The sequence below is a fragment of the Streptomyces sp. MspMP-M5 genome (genome assembly GCF_000373585.1).
GTDB lineage: Bacteria > Actinomycetota > Actinomycetes > Streptomycetales > Streptomycetaceae > Streptomyces.
This window is the reverse complement of sequence record NZ_KB891877.1, coordinates 33,175-51,608: the sequence shown is the minus strand read 5'-3', so window position 1 is coordinate 51,608 and position 18,434 is coordinate 33,175. Positions and strand designations below refer to the sequence as shown.

At 72.6% G+C, this 18,434-nt stretch carries 17 protein-coding genes; 10 read left to right on the top strand and 7 right to left on the bottom strand.

The features are described from left to right. Positions 1–106 precede the first annotated feature (106 nt). Complete coding sequence (locus B073_RS0107485; protein WP_018537459.1) at positions 107–1,894, top strand: CocE/NonD family hydrolase; 1,788 nt, start codon at positions 107–109, stop codon at positions 1,892–1,894. Positions 1,895–1,927: 33 nt separating this feature from the next. On the opposite strand, the gene B073_RS0107480 is transcribed toward B073_RS0107485, so the two are convergent. From B073_RS0107480 to B073_RS0107470, 3 genes are all read right to left on the bottom strand, one after another. Next, on the bottom strand, positions 1,928–2,122 hold the full coding sequence (locus B073_RS0107480) for a ferredoxin (RefSeq protein ID WP_018537458.1): 195 nt from the start codon (positions 2,120–2,122) through the stop codon (positions 1,928–1,930). 50 nt (positions 2,123–2,172) lie between these two features. Continuing rightward, positions 2,173–3,360 carry a cytochrome P450 gene (locus B073_RS0107475; protein WP_018537457.1) on the bottom strand — a complete coding sequence of 396 codons (1,188 nt, stop codon included), beginning with the start codon at positions 3,358–3,360 and terminating at the stop codon, positions 2,173–2,175. Between the two features lie 178 nt (positions 3,361–3,538). After that, entirely contained in the window at positions 3,539–4,222 is a 684-nt protein-coding gene (locus tag B073_RS0107470) for a TetR/AcrR family transcriptional regulator (protein ID WP_018537456.1), read from the bottom strand. A gap of 46 nt (positions 4,223–4,268) precedes the next feature. Between B073_RS0107470 and B073_RS0107465 the strand changes: the two genes are divergently transcribed. From B073_RS0107465 to B073_RS0107450, 4 genes are all read left to right on the top strand, one after another. Next, entirely contained in the window at positions 4,269–5,177 is a 909-nt protein-coding gene (locus B073_RS0107465) for a DUF2867 domain-containing protein (RefSeq protein ID WP_018537455.1), read from the top strand. 89 nt (positions 5,178–5,266) lie between these two features. After that, positions 5,267–6,709: a CoA transferase gene (locus B073_RS0107460; protein ID WP_018537454.1), complete on the top strand. Its 1,443-nt coding sequence runs from the start codon at positions 5,267–5,269 to the stop codon at positions 6,707–6,709. 167 nt (positions 6,710–6,876) lie between these two features. After that, positions 6,877–7,491: a GNAT family N-acetyltransferase gene (locus tag B073_RS0107455; RefSeq protein ID WP_037811199.1), complete on the top strand. Its 615-nt coding sequence runs from the start codon at positions 6,877–6,879 to the stop codon at positions 7,489–7,491. Next, entirely contained in the window at positions 7,488–7,892 is a 405-nt protein-coding gene (locus B073_RS0107450; protein WP_018537452.1) for a glyoxalase superfamily protein, read from the top strand. Before B073_RS0107455 ends, B073_RS0107450 begins: the two co-directional genes overlap by 4 nt. A gap of 21 nt (positions 7,893–7,913) precedes the next feature. Here the strand turns inward: B073_RS0107450 and B073_RS0107445 are convergent, their stop codons facing one another. Continuing rightward, positions 7,914–8,249, bottom strand: coding sequence for a DUF6204 family protein (locus B073_RS0107445; RefSeq protein WP_018537451.1), 336 nt, complete (start codon positions 8,247–8,249; stop codon positions 7,914–7,916). 139 nt (positions 8,250–8,388) lie between these two features. On the opposite strand from B073_RS0107445, the gene B073_RS0107440 reads away from it, so the two are divergent. The 3 genes from B073_RS0107440 (at position 8,389) to B073_RS0107430 (ending at position 12,469) form a co-directional block, all read left to right on the top strand. Next, on the top strand, positions 8,389–9,294 hold the full coding sequence (locus B073_RS0107440; protein ID WP_018537450.1) for an arginase family protein: 906 nt from the start codon (positions 8,389–8,391) through the stop codon (positions 9,292–9,294). 107 nt (positions 9,295–9,401) lie between these two features. Continuing rightward, complete coding sequence (locus B073_RS0107435) at positions 9,402–11,459, top strand: DUF5107 domain-containing protein (RefSeq protein WP_026247159.1); 2,058 nt, start codon at positions 9,402–9,404, stop codon at positions 11,457–11,459. An 89-nt stretch (positions 11,460–11,548) separates the two neighbouring features. Next, positions 11,549–12,469 (top strand): NADP-dependent oxidoreductase, encoded by a 921-nt coding sequence (locus B073_RS0107430; protein WP_018537448.1) that lies wholly within the window; start codon positions 11,549–11,551, stop codon positions 12,467–12,469. Between the two features lie 191 nt (positions 12,470–12,660). Here the strand turns inward: B073_RS0107430 and B073_RS0107425 are convergent, their stop codons facing one another. From B073_RS0107425 to B073_RS0107415, 3 genes are all read right to left on the bottom strand, one after another. Then, the gene (locus B073_RS0107425; RefSeq protein WP_018537447.1) at positions 12,661–13,014 is read right to left on the bottom strand and encodes a VOC family protein; all 354 of its coding nucleotides are present in this window, start codon (positions 13,012–13,014) and stop codon (positions 12,661–12,663) included. A gap of 119 nt (positions 13,015–13,133) precedes the next feature. Further along, complete coding sequence (locus B073_RS0107420) at positions 13,134–13,949, bottom strand: methyltransferase domain-containing protein (protein ID WP_018537446.1); 816 nt, start codon at positions 13,947–13,949, stop codon at positions 13,134–13,136. Positions 13,950–14,225: 276 nt separating this feature from the next. Then, positions 14,226–15,719, bottom strand: coding sequence for a bifunctional phosphatase PAP2/diacylglycerol kinase family protein (locus B073_RS0107415; protein WP_018537445.1), 1,494 nt, complete (start codon positions 15,717–15,719; stop codon positions 14,226–14,228). Between the two features lie 184 nt (positions 15,720–15,903). On the opposite strand from B073_RS0107415, the gene B073_RS39385 reads away from it, so the two are divergent. Continuing rightward, positions 15,904–16,404, top strand: coding sequence for a GNAT family N-acetyltransferase (locus tag B073_RS39385; RefSeq protein WP_267881373.1), 501 nt, complete (start codon positions 15,904–15,906; stop codon positions 16,402–16,404). A 303-nt stretch (positions 16,405–16,707) separates the two neighbouring features. Next, entirely contained in the window at positions 16,708–18,084 is a 1,377-nt protein-coding gene (locus tag B073_RS0107405; protein WP_018537443.1) for an aminotransferase class I/II-fold pyridoxal phosphate-dependent enzyme, read from the top strand. Positions 18,085–18,434 lie beyond the last annotated feature (350 nt).

Sequence of the window (18,434 nt, the reverse complement as noted above, 5' to 3'; positions counted from 1 at the left end):
CTGTGTCACAACATGGGCGCGCGTTACCGACTGGTTGGTACGAGGTGTTCTTGTGGAGGTCTGCGTGCCCAGCGTGTCCCGAGTCGCATCCCACCCGGTACTCCGCATGTCCCTCGCCCTGCTGACCGGCACCGCCCTGACCGCACCCCTCGTCCTGAGCGCCCCCGCCGCCGCCACGGAGGACGCCGACCCGTACACGGTCACCGCCCTGAAGGCGACCGTACGGGCGGGCTCGCACAACTGCACCGTGGACGCGGACCTCTACCGCCCGCGGGGCGTCGACGCGGCGCACCCGGCGCCCGCCGTGCTGACCACCAACGGCTTCGGCGGCAGCAAGGCGGACGGCTCGACCGACGCCATCGCCCGGACGTTCGCCACCCGCGGCTATGTCGCACTCGCCTACTCCGGCCTGGGGTTCGGCAAGACCGGCTGCCCCATCTCGCTCGACGACCCCGGGATCGACGGACGGGCGGCGAGCCGGCTGATCGACCTGCTCGCCGGGACCCGCGCCGACGACGACGGCACCCGGGTCGACTTCGTTGCCAAAGACGGGCCCGGCGACCCCAGTGTCGGCATGATCGGCGGGTCCTACGGCGGGGCAATCCAGATGGCCACCGCCGCGGTCGACCACCGCGTCGACGCACTGGTCCCGCTGATCACCTGGAACGACCTCTTCTACTCCCTCACCCCGAACGACGCCGACCGCCCGAACGGCGTCAGCGGCCCCGTCCCGGGGGCCTACAAGCAGGAGTGGACGAACGGGTTCTTCCTCATCGGCGAGGCACAGGGGCTGCTGCACCCGGGCCTGGATCCGTCGCGGCTCGGCGGCGCCGGCTGCCTGCACTTCGTCGCACCGGCCTGCCGCACCAAGCGGCTGTTGGACTCCCGCAGTTACCCGGCCGACGAGACCCGGGCGATGCTCCAGTACACACGGAGCGTCTCGCCGGTGTCCTATCTGAAGTCCGTGAAGGCGCCCACCCTGCTCGTCCAGGGCCAGGCCGACACCCTCTTCAACCTCAACGAGGCCGCGTCCACCTACCGCACACTCGCCGCCCAGGGCACGCCGGTCAGGATGATCTGGCAGTCCTGGGGCCACAGTGGCGGGATGAAGAACCCGGCGCCGGGTGAACTCGACCTGGCCAGGGGAAACTTGGAGACCAGCTATGTGGGGCAGCGGATCCTCGCCTGGTTCGACCGCTATCTGCGGCACCGCACCACCACCCCCACCGGACCGGCCTTCGCGTACTACCGGGACTGGGTGACCAGCGGCCCCACCTACGCCACCTCGTCCGTCTTCCCCGCGGCCGGCAGCCGCCGGCTCTATCTCTCCGGGGACGGCACGCTCGTCGACGACCGCGCCGGCGTGGTCCGCGGCAGCCGTACGTACCGCAATCTGCGGCTGCCCACCAGCCACTCGGAGAGCTCGCTGGCCGGTCTGGTCGGGCTGCCCGACCCGCAGTCGTACGACATCCGGGGCACCTATCTCGACTGGACCTCGGCGCCGGTGGCGGGCGGACCGCTGGACGTGGTGGGCTCCCCCGCGGTGACCCTGCGGGTGGTCTCGCCGCAGGCCGAGCAGGACCAGAACTCCTCGGACGCAGCCGACAAGCTGGTGCTCTTCGTCAAGCTCTACGACGTGGCGCCGGACGGGCAGAAGACGCTGGTGCACCGGCTGGTGGCCCCGGCCCGGGTGCCCGATGTGACCCGTCCGTTCACCGTGGAACTCCCGGGCATCGTGCACCGCTTCCAGCCGGGGCACCGGCTGCGGCTGGTGATCGCCGCGAGCGACTCCGCGTATGCGGGAAACCGCGGGGTGAAGCGGGTGACGGTCACCAGCGCGCCCGAGGACACCGGGGTCCTCGAACTCCCCATCACCCAGGGGTCCGTGCCGTAGCGGACGGAGTGGAGGCCGTAGTTCCTTCCGGCGTCAGCCCTCGGTGACCTCGATGGCCTGTACGGGGCAGGCGCGGGCGGCCTCGCGCACCAGCGGGTCGCCGCCGCCGTCCTCGCGGCCCGGCAGCAGGGCGCTGAAACCGTCGTCATCCTGGGTGAAGACCGACGGGGCCGTCAGCGCGCACTGGCCGGCACCGATACAGACCTCTTTGTCAATGGTGATCCGCATCTCGGGACCCCTTTCGTTGGCGGTGCCGCCTCCGGTGGTGCCGATCGGCGCTACCAGGCCAGCGGCAGTTCGATCATTCCCTGGAGAGTGTCTCCCGGCTTGAACGGAATCTCGGCAGCCGGCACGGCGAGTCGCAGATCGGGGATTCGCCGGAAGAGCGAGCGTAGCGCGATCTCCATTTCGGCACGGGCCAGATTCTGGCCGAGGCACTGGTGGATGCCGAAGCCGAACGCGACGTGGTGGCGCGCCGAGCGGCCGACGTCCAGCTCGTCCGGTGCCGGATAGGCCGCCTCGTCGCGGTTGATCAGCGAGGTCGGGAACACCACGCCGTCCCCGGCGCGGATGGTGCGGCCGCCGATCTCGATGTCGTCGGTCGCCACCCGCAGCATGCCGTCGGCTATGGACAAAAACCGCAGCAGCTCCTCGACGGCGGCCGGCATCAGGCTCTCGTCGGCCCTCAACTGGGCGAGCTGGTCGGGGTGTTGGAGCAGGGTGAAGGTGCCGAGCGAGATCATGTTGGCGGTGGTCTCGTGGCCGGCGACCAGCAGGACCATGGCCAGCCGGACCAGTTCCTCGCGCTGCAGCGAGCCGCTCCGGAGGCGCTCGGCGATCAGCTCGTCCAGCAAGCCGTCGCCGGGTTCCGTCTCCTTACGGGCGATCAGTTCCCCCAGGTATCCCTCCAGTTCGAGCCGGGACGCCTCGCTCTCCTGCGCCGAACGCCCGCGGAGCAGGCGGCGGGAGCAGTCCTCGAAGAACTCGTGGTCGGCGTACGGGACACCGAGCAGCAGACAGATCACCATCGAGGGGACCGGCAGGGCGAAGGCGGAGACCAGTTCGGCGGGCGGGCCCTGGGCCAGCATCCGGTCCAGGAGTTCGTCGACGATCCGCTGGATCCGCGGCCGGAGGGCGGCGGTCCGCTTGAGGCTGAAGCTGGGGATCAGTATCCGCCGCTGGGCGTTGTGCTCGGGATCGTCCACGCCGAGCAGCGGGGTCCGCACCCGTCGGGCGGTCTCGAACCGCTTCAGCGTGATGGGGAACGCCGGATTCTGCCGGTTGGACGAGAGGCGCGGGTCGACCAGCAGGGTCCGCGCCGCGGCGTGGCCAGTCACCGCCCAGATCTTGCGGCCGTCATAGAGGGAGACATGGGAGAGCGGGCCGGACTCGCGCAGCGGCCGGTAGTTCGCCGGGGGGTGATAGGGGCAGCTGCGGTCCTGGGGGAAGGAGATGGTCTGGGTCACGGTTCCTCCGTGCGGGTGGCGTGAGGTACTCACCACTGGGACGCCACCGGGGTCCGCCGTGTGACATGCCTGGGGCGAGCGGGGTGTGCCGCGCTGATCTCCGTGGGGATGCGGTGGGCCGGGCGCCGCTCCGGAGCCTTCGGTCAACGCGGCGCGACGGCGGTCCCGTTGGGCGTGCTCACCTCCCCTCGACGGCGGTTTCCGCCGCTCGGTGCGGCGGGTTCGCCTGTCGAACGTCCGGGCCTGCGCCGGGTGTTCCCGCCGGGCGCAGGAGCGTTTCCAGCACTCCGTCCAGGTGTCGTTCGCGGGCCGGGCCGTCCGGCAGGGAGCGCGGGACCGAGTGGCTGAGCTGGGTGTGGCCCAGATAGGCGGTGTACGCCAGCAGGCCGCGGTGCTGGGCCTCGTCCTCCGGGAAGCCCAACTCGACGAAGAGGTCGGCGATATGGCCGATCCGGCGGTCGGTGACCCGGGCGAGCGCGGCGGCCACCCGCGGATCCGTGGCGGAGGCCAGCAGCGAGACCTCCAGGGGGTCCTCGGCGGCCCGGCGGGTGGCGCGGCGGAAGAGCAGGCGGAGCCGTTCGCCGGGGTCGGGCTCGTCGGCGAGCTCGTCCATCACGGCTTCGGTGCGGGACTCCGCCCAGCGGTCCAGGGCGGCCTCGATGAGTGCGTCGCGGTTGGCGAAGTGCCAGTAGAAGCTGCCCTTGGTGGTGCCCAGGCGGGCCGCCAGCGGTTCCACGGCGACCGCCGCGAGGCCGCCCTCGCCCATGGCCGCCAGGGCTGCCTCGGCCCAGTCCTGCACGGTCAGCCGCTGCCGTGCGGCGCCGCCACCGGTCTCCTTCGTCCGCTCTCGCACCATGACCATACGCTAGCGTACGGTCAAAACATACGCCAGCGTATGGAGGTGTCCTGTGTACACGGTCCGCGACGTCCACACCCGCACCGTTCAGGCCCCGGCGGAAGCCGTAGGGGCCCTGATCGACCGGCTGGGTGGCGAGCCCGACCCGCTCTTCCCGACGCCCGTCTGGCCGCCCCTGCGCCTCGACCGCCCCCTGGGCGTCGGCGCCGACGGTGGCCACGGATTCGTCCGCTATCACGTCGCCGCCTACGAGCCGGGCCGCCGCATCCGCTTCGCCTTCACCCCGGGCCCCTCCGGGGACAGTCCCGGCTACCACGAGGTCACCGTCCACCGCCTGGGAGCGGATCGCTGCCGGGTCGACCACGTCCTGGAGTCCCGGCTCCCGCTCGCCCGCCGGATCGCCTGGCATCTGGCCGTCCGCGCCGTCCATGGGACCGTCGTCGAGGAACTCTTCGACAACATCGAACGGGCGGCCACCGGAAGCCTCCGTGCCCCCGTCCGCCGGTCGCCCCGGGTGCGGCTGCTCAACCGCCTCCTGTGGGACCGGCCGACGGCCGTCGCCCTCCCGGAGGGCGCGCTTCTGGCACGCGGTGCCTTTCCCCATGCGGACTTCCAGGACGCCTGGCGGTTGCCGCTGCGGCCCGGTATGCCGCGCGAACCTGAAGTCTGGGAACGGGCGTTGCGCGCCGCCCCGTTCCCCGTGCTCGCCCGGCGCGGCGGCGAGACCCTGCTGGGCAAGGACGCCGGGCACCTGGACTTCCGCGCCTCGCTCCTGATCGCCGACGACCGGATCACGCTCGGCACGGTCGTCCGCACCCACCACCTGGGCGGGCGCCTCTACTTGGCCGCCGTCCGACGCATCCACCCCCTGATGGTCCGCGCCGTGCTGCGCCGGGTCCACCGCACGATGGCCCTGGCGGCGCCCGGCGCGGCGGAGCGGTGGCGGCGCGCCACCCCGTAGTGAGACCGGAAAACGGGAAGGCTCGGAACAGGAAAGCCGGAGGCCCTGAACCGCTAGTCATGGGTGGCACTCAGTGCCACACTCGGTGCATGGCGCAACGAGACGACCCGGCCCAGCGGCAGACCCTCGGCACGGACCAGGCATGGGCGGCCCTCGGCGGCGATCCCGGGCTCACCCGGCGGATCTCCTACGGCGGCCCGCCCGGCCTGCTGGCCGCCCGCCTCCCGGTCATGGCCCTGGCCCGCGCCACAGTGGCCGTCTGCGGGCTCGCCGCGGCCGAGCTGGCCGCTCAGCGGGACGGTGGCCCGCTGCCCGCCGTACGGGTCGACGACGGCGCGGTGGCCACCGCCTTCGTCAGCGAACGACACCTGCGGATCGACGGCCGCGCCCCCACCAACTTCGCGCCGCTCTCCCGTTTCTGGCGCACCGCCCACGGCTGGCTGCGCACCCACGCCAACTACCCGCACCACCGCGCCCGTCTGCTCGACGCGCTGGGCCTCCCGGACACCGCCGGCCCCGAGCAGGTCGAGGCCGTGATCGCCGCACGGGGCGCCGAGGAGCTCCAGGAGGCCGTCTGCGCGGCGGGCGGACTGGCCGTCGCCGTCCGCACCCCCGAGGAGTGGTCCGCGCACCCACAGGGCGCCGCCATCACCCCGCACCCGCTGCTGACACGGGAACTCCTGGCCACCGGTGCGCCGCCGCGCAGACTGCCGGCCCGCGCCGGCGACCCGGTGCTGCCCGCCGCCGGACTGCGCGTCCTGGACCTGACCCGGGTAATCGCCGGCCCGGTCGCCACCCGTACGCTCGCCCTCCTCGGCGCCGACGTCCTGCGCATCGACGCCCCACAGCTCCCGGAGAGCCAGGACGCCCACAGCGACACCGGTTTCGGCAAGCGCTCCACCGCACTCGACCTCGGGTCGGCCGCCGGCCGCGCGTCCTTCGAGGCGCTGCTCGCGAAAGCGGACGTGGTGGTGACCGGCTACCGCCCCGGTGCCCTCGACCGCTTCGGACTCGCTCCCGAGGCCCTCGCGGAACGCCGCCCCGGGCTGATCGTGGCTCGGCTCTCCGCCTGGGGCGACGGCGGCCCCTGGAGCGGCCGGCGCGGCTTCGACAGCCTCGTCCAGGCCGCGACGGGCATCGCCGCCGTGGAGGCGCACGCCGACGGCACCCCGGGGACGCTGCCCGCCCAGGCACTGGACCACGGCAGCGGGTACCTGCTGGCCGCGGCGGTACTGCGTTCCCTCACCGAGCAGGCCCGGACGGGTGGTTCGCATCTGGCGACCCTCGCGCTGGCCCGTACGGCACGCTGGTTGGTACACGACCTCGGGGACAAGCCCGAACGGCACACGCCCGAGGACACCACGGAACCCGCGGCCCCAACGGGCTACGACCCCGCGCACTACCTCCGCGAAACCGACAGCCCCGCAGGACGGCTGCGCCACGCCCTGCCCCCGGTTTCCTTCGAGGGCGGACCGGTGAACTGGGCGACACCGCCGGGACTTTGGGGCACCGACGCACCCACATGGCGCTGAACGGGCCCGCGTGGCGCTGAACGGGCCGTGCGCTCCCCTCCCTGCAACGGGGAACGACCCCCAAGGCTCCGGGCCGGCCACCCCCGCGCCCGGAGCCCCCAGGGCGACGTCCGACGTGCAAATAGGGGTGGTTGGCCCACCGGACCCGCCCCTCGTACGATCTGCTGATGACGAGCACCGACCGCTATCTCGCACGTGGCCCCCGGGTGGGCATCCGGCACTTCACCGCCGACGACCGGCAGGAATTCACCGCCCTCGCCCGGGAGAGCGCCGAACTGCACCGGCCCTGGCTCTTCCCCCCGGATACCGACGCCGCGTTCGACGGCTATCTGGCGCGACTCCAGGAACCGCTCCGTGAGGGCTTCCTGTTCTGCGAGCACGACAGCGGCCGGATCGCGGGCTACCTCACCATCAACAACATCGTGCACGGCGCCTTCCTCTGCGGCGCCATCGGCTACGGCGCCTTCGCCCACGCCGCCGGACGGGGCCTGATGAGCGAGGGACTGCGGCTGGTGCTCCGCCACGCCTTGGGCCCCATGGGCCTGCACCGCCTGGAGGCCAACATCCAGCCGTCCAACAAGCACTCGATCTCACTCGTCGAGCGCGCGGGCTTCCGTCTGGAGGGCTTCTCCCCGGACTTCCTCTTCGTCGACGGAGCCTGGCGCGACCACGAACGGTGGGCCCTCACCCGCGAGATGCTCCCGGAAGACGAGGACGACCCGGCGGACCAGGAGGACGACGGAGCGGCCCCGGCCGCCCGGAGGGGCGGCGAGACGCGGTGAGCGCCCCCAAGGAGCCGGGGGACGTCGTCGTCCGCCGCGCGGTACCGATCTTCCGGATCTTCGACGTGGCCACGGCACACGCCTTCTACGTCGACTACCTCGGCTGCACCGTCGACTGGGAACACCGCTTCGAGCCCGGTATGCCGCTCTACACCCAGGTCTCCCGCAGCGGACTGGTCCTGCACCTCTCGGAGCACCACGGCGACGCCACCCCCGGCTCCACGGTGTACGCCGAGCTGACGGGGGTGCGTGCGCTGCACGCCGAACTGGCCGCCAAGGACTACCCGCACCTGCGCCCCGGCCTGGAAGAGGACGACTTCGGCACCTGCCTCACCCTGACCGACCCCTTCGGCAACCGGATCCGCTTCAACGAGCCCCGCCCGGAGGAAGAGAGAAGTTAGCGCACGCCGACGGGAGGGCCGCTACCGGCCCTTCCGGTTGATCTTCATCGTGTCCATGTCGGTGGCGGTGGCCCGCAGCTCGCGGTAACCCAGGCCCGCCACCCGCAGCGCCTCCTGCGCCTTCTCCTCCCCGAGCGCGGCGGCCATCTCCTCGCCGTACTCGGCGTCCGAGACGATGACATAGCGGTAGCTGAAGGAGTGCAGCGCGGTGTCGTAGGCGAGCGAGCCCTCGGCGGTGAACCTCATCTGGGCGAGCCCGTGGTCGTCGGCCTCCGTGAGCAGCGTCGTCCGGGCCTCCTCGGTGAGGTTGTCCCACTTGCCGCGGACGATCACTCGGTAGGTGTGCTGCGTGGCCATCTCCACCGCTTCCGTTCTGCCGTGCCGTTCCGGTGTGCAGCAGTAGAGGCTATGCGCCCGTGGCCCCGTCCGCCCGGGCATTTTCGTGCAACCCCCTGCAACCACAGGCCGTTTGCGCACCGCCCGTTAAGATCGCCGTATGCGCCGGAACGTGCTGATCGATGCCCCGTCCAACCTGGGACTGCGGCCGCCCGCCCCGGGTGCGGTGCCCGGTTGCTACAAACTCGCCGGAGCACTGCGGGAGCAGGGACTGCTGCGGCGGCTCGGGGCACTGGAGGGCGGCGTGGTGGTGCCGCCCCGTTACGGCCTGGGGGACTGGCGCGAGGGAGACGGGGACTTCCACGCCACGGCGATCGCCGGATACACCGTGCGGCTCGCCCGCCGGGTGGAGGGCCATGTACGCGGCGGCGACTTCCCCGTCGTCCTCGGCGGCGACTGCAGCATCCTGCTCGGCGCGGTGCTCGCGTTGCGACGCCTGGGACGGTACGGCGTGGCCTATCTGGACGGGCACACCGACTTCCGGCATCCGGGGAACACCGAGGTGTGCGGCCCCGTCGGCGCCGCGGCAGGAGAGGGCATCGCCCAGATCACCGGCCGCGGCCAGGCCGATCTGACGGACATCGAGGGTCTCCGCCCGTATGTCCGCGACGAGGACGTGAGCCTCCTCGGGGCCCGCGAAGCGGAAGAGGGCCAGGAGGAGCTGGCCCGACTGGGCATCAGCTGCACCAACGTGGCGGAGATCCGGCGGCGCGGCCCGGAGACGGTCGCCCGGGCAGCCCTGCGGCACCTCCAGAACTCCCCGTTGGACGGCTTCTGGATCCATCTGGACGCCGATGTGCTGGACCGGTCCGTGATGCCCGCGGTGGACAGCCCCGACCCCGGCGGCCTGTTCGCCGACGAACTGCGGGCGCTGCTCTCCCCGTTGGCGGCCTCCCCACGCTGTGTGGGCGTCACCGTGGCGATCTACGACCCGGACCGCGACCCCGACGGCTCCGGGGCGGTCCTGCTGGCCGATCTCCTCGAAGGCGTCTTTGCGCAACCCTGACCCCGCCTGGCCGGCAGGAGCCCTGTTCAGACGGGCGATCGCGTTGTTCCATGGTCAACAGGGGGCCGCCGCAGCCGAGGGGGTCCGGTCCGAACTGCGAGGCAACCGTGGCCACGAGTGTGCGACGCACCACCCTGACCCTGCCCCTGGCCTCCCTCGGCCCCGACAACCCGCTGCCCGCACTTCACGCCGCCGGGGACGTGCACCGCGTCGAGATCCCCCAGGGCGCCGCGCTTCCCGCCGACATGGCGCGGCAGATCGGCCGGCAACCGCTGCGCTCACTCCTCCCGGTCCGCATGCGGGACGGCTACGGCCGGGACCGCCACAGCACCGACCTCGATGCACTGGTCATCGAGAACGACCGGCTGCGCGCGACCGTCCTGCCCGGCCTCGGCGGCCGGATCCATTCCCTCCACCACAAGCCCACCGGGCGCGAACTGCTCTACCGCAACCCGGTGGTGCAACCCGCTGCCTTCGCCCTCAACGGGGCGTGGTTCTCCGGCGGCATCGAGTGGAACATCGGCGCCACCGGGCACACCACCCTCTCCTGCGCCCCGCTGCACGCCGCCCGGGTCCCGGCCCCCGACGGCGGTGAGATGCTCCGTCTGTGGGAGTGGGAGCGGCTGCGCGACCTGCCCTTCCAGGTGGACCTGTGGCTGCCCGACGGCGGCGACTTCCTGTACGTGGGCGTGCGGATCCGCAACCCGCACCACCACACCGTCCCGGTGTACTGGTGGTCCAACACCGCCGTCCCCGAGGACGAGCACACCCGCGTACTGGCCCCGGCCGACGCCGCCTGGCACTTCGGATACGAGCGCACCCTGCGGAGGGTCCCGGTGCCGGAGTCCGACGGGGCGGACCGCACCTACCCGTTGGAGAGCGAGTTCCCCGCGGACTACTTCTACGATCTGCCCGAGGGCGCCCGCCCCTGGATCGCCGCTCTCGACCGCGACGGCCGCGGCCTGGTGCAGACCTCCACCGCCACTCTCACCGGCCGCAAGCTGTTCGTGTGGGGCGCCGGGCGGGCCGGCCGGCGCTGGCAGCGCTGGCTCACCGAACCGGGCACCGGCGGCTACGCCGAGATCCAGGCCGGGCTGGCCCGCACGCAGCTGGAGCACGTCCCGCTCGACGCCGGTGGGGAGTTCGCCTGGCTGGAGGCGTACGGGCCACTGGCCGCCGATCCCGCGGCCGTGCATGGCGCGGACTGGGCGGCGGCCCGCGCCGCCGTGGAGACCGGCCTGGCGGCGGCGCTGCCCCGGGACGACGTCGATGCCGCGTACGCGGCCTGGCTCCCGTATGCCGACGTGGAACCGAAGGAAAACCTGGCCACCGGCTCCGGCTGGGGCGCCCTCGAAGTGGCCCGCGCCGGCCTGGAACTCCCCGGTACGCCGTTCGACCCCGGCACCATGGGCGCCGAGCAGCAGCCCTGGCTGGCACTGTTCAGGACGGGGGAACTGCCGGCCGCCGGCCCCGTCCCCGGGCCCGCGCCGGTCGCCCCGGCCTGGCGCGACCTCCTGGAATCCGCCCGACCGGGACCGGCCGTCGAGTACCACCTCGGGCTCGCCCAGTGGCACGCCGGCGACCGCGCGCAGGCCGTGCGCAGCTGGGAGCGGGCGCTGGCGCACGGCGCCGGGTGCCTGCCGCTGTACTGCCTGGCCGTCGCCGAGTCCGTCGCGGGCGAGACCGCGCACGCCGCCGACCGGTTCACCGAGGCGTTCGACTGCGCCACCGGGGCGGCCGCCGCCGATGTCCCGACTGCCTCTGGCGATCCGGCCGCCGCCCGGGCCGGGCGGGAGGTCCTGTCCGCCCTCGTTCGTGAGGCGGTGCCCGCGCTGCTCGCGGCGGGCCGGGCCGAGGCCGCCGCCGGAATGCTGGCGGCACTGCGCCCGCCCGACCGTGCCCGCGGCCGCTTCCGCCTGCTGACGGCACAGGTCCTGCTGGCCCAGGGACAGCCTGGGGCGGCCCGCGAGATCTTCGACGAGGGCTTCGAGATCGCCGATCTCCGGGAGGGCGACGAGACGTTGAGCGATACCTGGTACGCCATTGCCGAGCGGCTGCTGGCGGGGGACGGTCCGGTCACCGCGGAGATCGCCGCGCGGGCCCGCGCGGAGCATCCGCTACCGGAGCGGTACGAGTTCCGGATGCGTCCGGCGGAGCGCACGTAGCGGCTTCGGTGCCGCGATCTGGCATATGCCACTTCGAAAAGATCGCCGGACCGCGGAATCACCACCGATCGTCACGCGTTGTGACGGTCATGAAGGCAATTACCACGAACAGTTATGGCGGTCCCGAGGTTCTCACCTACTCCGACCAACCCGATCCCAAGGTCGGTCCGGACTCGGTGCTGATCCGGGTGAAGGCCGCCGGAGTCAATCCGGTCGACTGGAAGATCGTCGCGGGCTATCTGGACGGCGTGATGCACGCCCACTTCCCGCTCATCCCTGGATGGGACATGGCGGGAGTGGTCGAGGCGGTCGGCGCCGACGCCCCCGAATACGCGGTAGGCGACGAAGTCATCGGCTACGTCCGCAAGGACGAGGTGCAGCACGGCACCTACGCCGAACTCGTCGCCGCCCCGGTGCGCACCCTGGCCCGCAAGCCCGAGGCGCTCAGCTGGCAGCAGGCCGCCGGACTGCCGCTCGCCGGGCTGACGGCCTATCAGTCGCTCAAGCGGGTCCGGGTCAAGGCCGGCGACCTGGTGCTGGTGCACGCCGCCGCCGGCGGAGTCGGCTCGCTGGCCGTCCAGATCGCGGTCGCCGAGGGAGCCCGCGTGATCGGTACAGCCAGCGAGCGCAACCACGACTTCCTGCGATCCCTGGGCGCCGAACCGGTGACCTACGGCGACGGGCTCGCGGACCGGGTGCGGTCCCTGGCGCCCGAAGGCATCGACGCCGCCCTGGACTTCGTCGGCGGCGGCGCGGTGGAACTCTCGCAGGAGGTGCTCAAGGACCGCAGTCGGGTGGCGTCGATCGCCGACGGCGAAGTGCGCGCGAAGGGCGGCCACATGGTGTGGGTCAGACCCGACACCGCCGACCTGACCGAACTGGCCATCCTCGCGGACGCGGGCAAGCTCACCGTGCCGGTCGACACGACCCTCCCGCTCCGGGAGGCCGCCGAAGCGTTCCGACTCAGCATGGCCGGCCGGACCCGCGGCAAGATCGTCCTGGAGGTGTGAGGGAGGGGAGGACAGGAGACGGGAGGGCAGCCAGAAGGCCGGCAAGGAATCCGGGAAGGCGGTCAGAAAGGCGGGAAGGAGGCCGGCAACGAAGACAGGAAGGAAGGCAGGGAGGAGGGAAGAAACAGCGCGAGGCTGGCGGCGCGGCACTGAGCGGAGCGCGGCGCGATGACCTGGGAGTTCCTGAAGACCTACGAGCCCTGGGTGCGGTCGACGTATTCAAAGACCGAGCCGTCGGGGTGACGGGCGATCAGGTTGCGACCGATGGGGGTGGGCAGCGGCCCGGCGATGATCTCCGCGCCGACCGCGGTGAGATCGGCCACCGCCTCGTCGACATCCTTCACGGCCAGCGTCGCGGTGATCTTCCGCAGTACCGACAGCTCCGCCTCGGGGCCGCTCATCAGGAAGAAGCACCCGACCGCGGCGACCGCCACCCCGCCGCGTTGGAAGCGAATCGCCTCGGCGCCGGTAAGCCGTTCGTAGACCGTGACCGCGGCATCGAGGTCGCCGACACATACCCGAAGAGAGGTCCCCAGAATGTCCATATGAAACAGCCTAGTTGGGCTGCCCGAGACTGCGCGAACCCTGGGCGTGATGTGGTCGCGGTGTGGCGGGGCGGTGGGAGCGGGGTGGCGGAAGTGTGGTGTGCCGTGCTGACGCTACGTCAGGCCCGGCACAGGATTTCCCCGTGCAGCATGGCGAACCAGCCGTCCTGCTGAGCGCCCCACTCCCGCCAGGCCGCGGCGATACGGGTCAGATCCTCCTTGGTGGCGTGCCCGCCGTCGATCGCGATCCTGGCGTAGGAGGAGGCCACCGTGCGCTCCGCCCACAGATCGGACCACCAGGCGCGTTCCTCGGGGGTCTGGTAGCACCAGGTGCCCGCGGTCGCGGTGATGCTCTCCTGCGCGAAGCCCGCCTGGCGCGCCCAGGCGTGCAGTCGGCGCCCGGCGTCCGGTACGCCGCCGTTGGCGCGGGCCACCTGCCGGTACAGGTCCAGCCAGTCGTCCATGCCCTCCACTTCCGGATACCAGGTGAAGGTGGCGTAGTCCGCATCGCGAGCGGCGACGATGCCACCAGGCTTGGTGACGCGGCGCATCTCGCGCAGCGCCTGCACCGGATCGCCCACGTGCTGCAGGACCTGGTGGGCGTGCGTCACGCAGAAGGTGTCGTCCGGGAAGTCCAGGGCGTGGACATCGCCGGTCGTGAAGTGGACGTTCTCCACTCCGCGGTCGGCGGCCGTGGCGCGGGCCTGGTCCAGGATGGCGGGTGCGTGGTCCAGGCCGGTGACCTGACCGTCCGGCACCAGGGCCGCCAGGTCGGCGGTGATGGTGCCGGGGCCGCAGCCGATGTCCAGGATCCGCATGTCGGGCAGGAGCGAATCCAGCAGGTATCCCGCCGAGTTGGCGGCGGTGCGCCAGGTGTGCGAGCGCAGTACGGACTCGTGGTGGCCGTGGGTGTAGACGGCGGATTCCTGCGGCATGGGGCGGCTCCTTCAGCGACATCGGGGGCTGCCGCACGAGGTCATGGCGAACCACGGCCGAGGTGCGGGTGCCCTGCGGCGTACTGCTCCACACGGTACGCGGGGGTCTCGTATGGCGAGAGATGCGTCTTGCGATGTGGACGCTAGGGGAGGGTGGAGGGGGTGGGGTGGGGGAGGGGGCCCCGGGGGGAGGGGGCCCGGGGGAGAGGGGGGCGGGAGAGGGGGCGGGAGAGGGGCCCGCGGCGGGCAGGTTTGTCGAGTTGGGTGCTGAGCTGGTCAGTTGGGGAGGAGGCGGTAGACGGTCAGGGCTTCGTTTTTCTTTTCCAGGGTCAACTCGCCTGGAATGGTGGTGACTTCGCCGTCGTAGGCGAGTGGGGTGTGGTCCGGTAGCCCGCCGATGCGCAGTTGGGGGAGTCGGGCCTCGCCGAGGACCGGGGAGCTGTGCGGGGTGCCCAGCAGGGCGGCGGTGAGGAGCCGGGTGCGGGCCAGGCGGCCGCCGTGCACCACGCGGACGTCGAGTACGCCGTCGGCCAGGTCGTGCCGGCGTACGGGTGCGGTGCCCAGGCCGCGGTACTGGCAGTTGCCGACGAACAGCAGCCAGACGGCGCGCCGTTCGCCGTTGATCTCCAGGCTCAGTGGTGTGGCGGAGCGCAGCACCTCCCAGGCGGCCAGGATTCCGGCGGGCCAGGCCCCGATCCGGTGGGCCCACCGCTCCCGGATCCGTACCAGTTCCGGGTATGCGCCGATGGAGAAGGTGTTGACGAAGTACTGGCCCTCCTGGTGCGGTGCGCAACGGAAGCGTGCCAGGTCAACGGCGACGGCCTCGCCGCTCTCGACGGCGCGCGCCGCGTCCGCGCGCGCCTCGATGCCCAGGTCGTAGGCGAAGTGGTTGAGGGTGCCGCCAGGGAGGACGGCGAGCGGGAGGCCGTGCCGCATCGCGACCGGGGCCGCCGCGTTGACGGTGCCGTCGCCGCCGAGCACGCCCAGCGCGCCGCCCTGCGCTCGGGCCTGTTCGGCGGCGTTCTCCAGTGCTTCCTCCAGGGAGGGGCCGTCCGGGCCGCCGGAGACCACGACCTCGGCGTGCGGCAGCACTCCGTGGACTTCCGCTACGCGATCCGGGCGCGTTCCTGAGCGTTGTCCGGAGCCGGCGTTCGCGACCACGAACAGCCCGCGTCCGCCGGGCAGTGCGGGCGCCTCGGCGCGTGGCCGGGCCGGCGGGGCGAGTTGGGCGCGGGTCGGCGCGATGCCGCGGACCGCGAAGGCCGCGCCCACGCCGAGTGCGGCGCCCGCCAGCACATCGCCCGGATAGTGCACTCCCGTATAGATCCGCGAGAACGCAACGGAGACGGCGAGCGGGGCGACGGCCAGGCCCCACCACTTGTCCTCGAAGGCGACGCCGGTGGCGAACGCCGCCGCCGAGGCCGCATGACCGGAGGGGAAGGAGGAGGTGAAGGGCTGGCGGCTGAGCCGGCGCACTATCGGCACGGCGTCCAGCAGTGGCCGGGCGCGGCGTACGGAGCGCTTGCCGAGCGTGTTCACCGTGGCGGAGGCCAGGGCCAGCGACGCCACACCGCGCAGGGCGGCGCGACGGGCCGGCCGCCCGCCGAGAGCCGCCGCTCCGGCTGCGACGCCGAACCACAGCAGCCCGTGGTCGGCACTGCGGGTCAGTCGGGGCAGGACGCGTTGGGCGCCCGGCCACTCGCGATTCGCGATCCGGTCGAAGGCCCACCGGTCGAGGTCGGTGAGGAGCGTTCGCTTTCGCATGCGCATGGGTGATCTGTACCCGGGGAGGGGCGGGGCAGGCGGGGGAGGAGCTGATGGGCTGTCGGGAGCGGTTTACTGGGAGCGGTTTACTGTGCCGGGGTGGCGGCAGCTGGTGTTGTGGGGTGCGGGCGGAGTGTTCTGCTTCAGGCCGCGGTGCCTTCCTGCGTGGGCTGTGTGTCGGTACGGGAGGGTGGAGGAGCGGATGTCGTGGGTGGTTCGGCGTCGGAACGATGACGATCTTGATGCCTGTGTGGCGGTGCTCGCTGAGGTGCACGCGCACAGCGGCTATCCCCATCACTGGCCCGACGATCCGGTTCGGTGGCTCACTCCCGATGGGCTGACGGCTGCCTGGGTCGTCGAGTCGGGCGGGACGGTGTTCGGCCATGCCGCGCTGTGCGGACGTGAGGTCAGTCGGCTCTACGTTGCGCCCGGCGCCCGGGGGTACGGACTCGGGGCGCGGTTGATGACCGTCGTCGAGGCGGAGGCGGCGGCTCGTGGGCTGCGGCTCGTACTGGAGGTGAAGACGTCCGACACGTCGGCCGTTGCGTTGTACGAGCGCCGGGGCTGGGTGCGGCGCGGCACCGAGCGGCAGGAGTGGGGCGTGGCAGCGGCGGCGTCGGAAGTGGTGGACGTGGTGGAGGTGCATCGGTATGAGGCGCCGACGGGTGGGGGACGGGAAGCGGAGGTTTAGGAGGCGTGTGGCTTGGCGGCCCGGTGGGGAGCGGGCGGCAATGCTCCATCCAGGGGTAGTGGTCTCGTTCGCTGTCGTGCGGTCTCGGCCGGTCTCGGCCGGTGGCGCTCGGTGACTTTCGGTCGTGGCCGGTGCGGCGGGTCGTGCTCGGTCGGGGTGGGTGCCGTTCGCCTCGGGGGCGGCGGTCACCCTCCGGTGACGTGTCGTCCCCCGTCGCCACCACCCTGATCTGCGAAGGTGGTCGGGGCCGTTCATCATGTGATGGGCCCACGATCGACCGGCCGCCGTCGAGTGGAGGTACGGATGCAGCGGACCGCACCGGATCCGCAGCGGGAGCCGGATCCGGCCCCGCCGGTGGGCCTGCCGGTCCTTCCGGAACTCGCCGCGCACCTCTCCGCGGCGGCCGACCGCGCCGCCCCCGAACCCCCCGGCGGCTCCCTTCCCCTGCGTACCGCCGCCTGCGGTTACTGGGAGCGCCGCGGACTGTTCACTCCTGCCGACCGAGTGCTCGCCGCCCCTGGGGCGGCCGCTCTGCTCCTCGCCCTGTATGCCGCGACGGAGGGCGCGGTGCTGCTGACGCGGCCGTGCGCCGAGTGGTACGCGCCGCCTGCCCGGCTGCTCGGGCGGCCGGTCCATGTGACGCCGGTGCCGGCGGAGTCGGGCGGGTTGCCGGATCCGTTCGCGCTGCTGGAGACCGTACGGCGGGCCCGGATGCACGGTGACACGCCGCGCCTCCTCGTCTTGTCCGTCGTCGACGACCCGACCGGCACCTGCCCGCCACCGGAGCAGCTGCACGAGGTGTGCGAGGCGGCTGCCGAGGAGGGGCTGTGGGTCGTCAGCGACGAATCGCGCCGGGATCTGTTGCACGATCCGCATGACACGGTGGTGCTCAGCCCCGCCGAGATGCTGCCCGGCGAGGTCGTGGTGCTGACCGATCTGCGGGCCGCGCTGCTGCCTGCCTCCTGGCCCGCCGCGCTGGCCCGTTTTCCGGGCACCCGACGCGGCGCCCTCCTACGGGACGCGGTGTGCCAGACGCTGGCCCGCCTGTACACCCCGCTCGCCGGGCCGCTGGCCCATGTGGTCACCTATGCGCTCGGCGAGCCGGACGCCGTACGGGAGCGGACCGCGACCGCGGCCCGGGTGTACGGGGCGCTCACGGGGGCGCTGCACCACACGCTCACCGGGGCGGGGGCGCTCTGCCGTCCGCCTCATGCGGGCAGCCATCTCTATGCCGACCTCGAACGGTTGCGGCGTCCGCTCGGCGCTCGTGGCATCGCCGGATCGGCCGCGTTGGAGCGGGAGTTGGCGCGCTGGGCGGCCCGCGGGGGTCATCGTTTCGAGGACGATCCGGACGCCCTGCGGGTGCGGCTGGGGGCGGACGCCCTGCTGGGCGTCGACATGGGGTTGCGGCAGCGGGTGTTGGAAGCGGCGGATCCGCTGGAACTGCCGCACGTGCGGGAAGGGTTGAGGGAACTGGGGTGGGCGTTGGCCGAACTGGGGGGTGGTGCTTCCGGCCCGGCGGACGGAGATGGACCGGGGGAGGACGGGTGCGGGGGATACGTGGCGGGAGCGGGAGCGGCGTCAGGGGCGGGTGCGGGTGGCGGGGACGGGGTTTGGCCGGATGGGGGGCCGTTCGTGGGTGGTGGGGGGCCGGATGTGGAAGGGAGGGCGGGAAGCTGATGTGTCGTCAGGGCGGTGGGGTGTGCTGTCGCTCGTTCCGCGCCTTTCGCCGCTGCTCGGGCTTGCGTTCCGTGGCTGGTGGCGCGGCCTTTGACCTTGCCATTGCCTCCGCCCCGCCTTGGCCGTGGACTCCGCCCCCACCCCCACCCCCACCCCCACCTCCGACTCCGCTGTTCCGGGCTCCGGCACCGTTCTCGTCCGCCCCGTTATGCCACAGGCACGACGCGCCCGATCGCCTCGTGACTCCGGTTCCGCCCGGCCATCGAATGGAGCTCCTGGATGACCGAACAGACCGAGCGCTCTCCAGCGGGGCGCTCCCTCGACGAAACCTCCCACGGGGACACCTCGCG

Excerpts from the sequence above, each read along its gene's own strand:
- B073_RS0107425 (WP_018537447.1), bottom strand. The coding sequence starts at position 13,014 with ATGGACATTCTGGGGACCTCTCTTCGGGTATGTGTCGGCGACCTCGAT.
- B073_RS0107470 (WP_018537456.1), bottom strand. The coding sequence starts at position 4,222 with ATGGTCATGGTGCGAGAGCGGACGAAGGAGACCGGTGGCGGCGCCGCA.
- B073_RS0107405 (WP_018537443.1), top strand. The coding sequence starts at position 16,708 with ATGCAGCGGACCGCACCGGATCCGCAGCGGGAGCCGGATCCGGCCCCG.
- B073_RS0107430 (WP_018537448.1), top strand. The coding sequence starts at position 11,549 with ATGAAGGCAATTACCACGAACAGTTATGGCGGTCCCGAGGTTCTCACC.
- B073_RS0107455 (WP_037811199.1), top strand. The coding sequence starts at position 6,877 with ATGACGAGCACCGACCGCTATCTCGCACGTGGCCCCCGGGTGGGCATC.
- B073_RS0107415 (WP_018537445.1), bottom strand. The coding sequence starts at position 15,719 with ATGCGCATGCGAAAGCGAACGCTCCTCACCGACCTCGACCGGTGGGCC.
- B073_RS0107480 (WP_018537458.1), bottom strand. The coding sequence starts at position 2,122 with ATGCGGATCACCATTGACAAAGAGGTCTGTATCGGTGCCGGCCAGTGC.
- B073_RS0107440 (WP_018537450.1), top strand. The coding sequence starts at position 8,389 with ATGCGCCGGAACGTGCTGATCGATGCCCCGTCCAACCTGGGACTGCGG.
- B073_RS0107445 (WP_018537451.1), bottom strand. The coding sequence starts at position 8,249 with ATGGCCACGCAGCACACCTACCGAGTGATCGTCCGCGGCAAGTGGGAC.
- B073_RS0107485 (WP_018537459.1), top strand. The coding sequence starts at position 107 with ATGTCCCTCGCCCTGCTGACCGGCACCGCCCTGACCGCACCCCTCGTC.
- B073_RS0107420 (WP_018537446.1), bottom strand. The coding sequence starts at position 13,949 with ATGCCGCAGGAATCCGCCGTCTACACCCACGGCCACCACGAGTCCGTA.
- B073_RS0107460 (WP_018537454.1), top strand. The coding sequence starts at position 5,267 with ATGGCGCAACGAGACGACCCGGCCCAGCGGCAGACCCTCGGCACGGAC.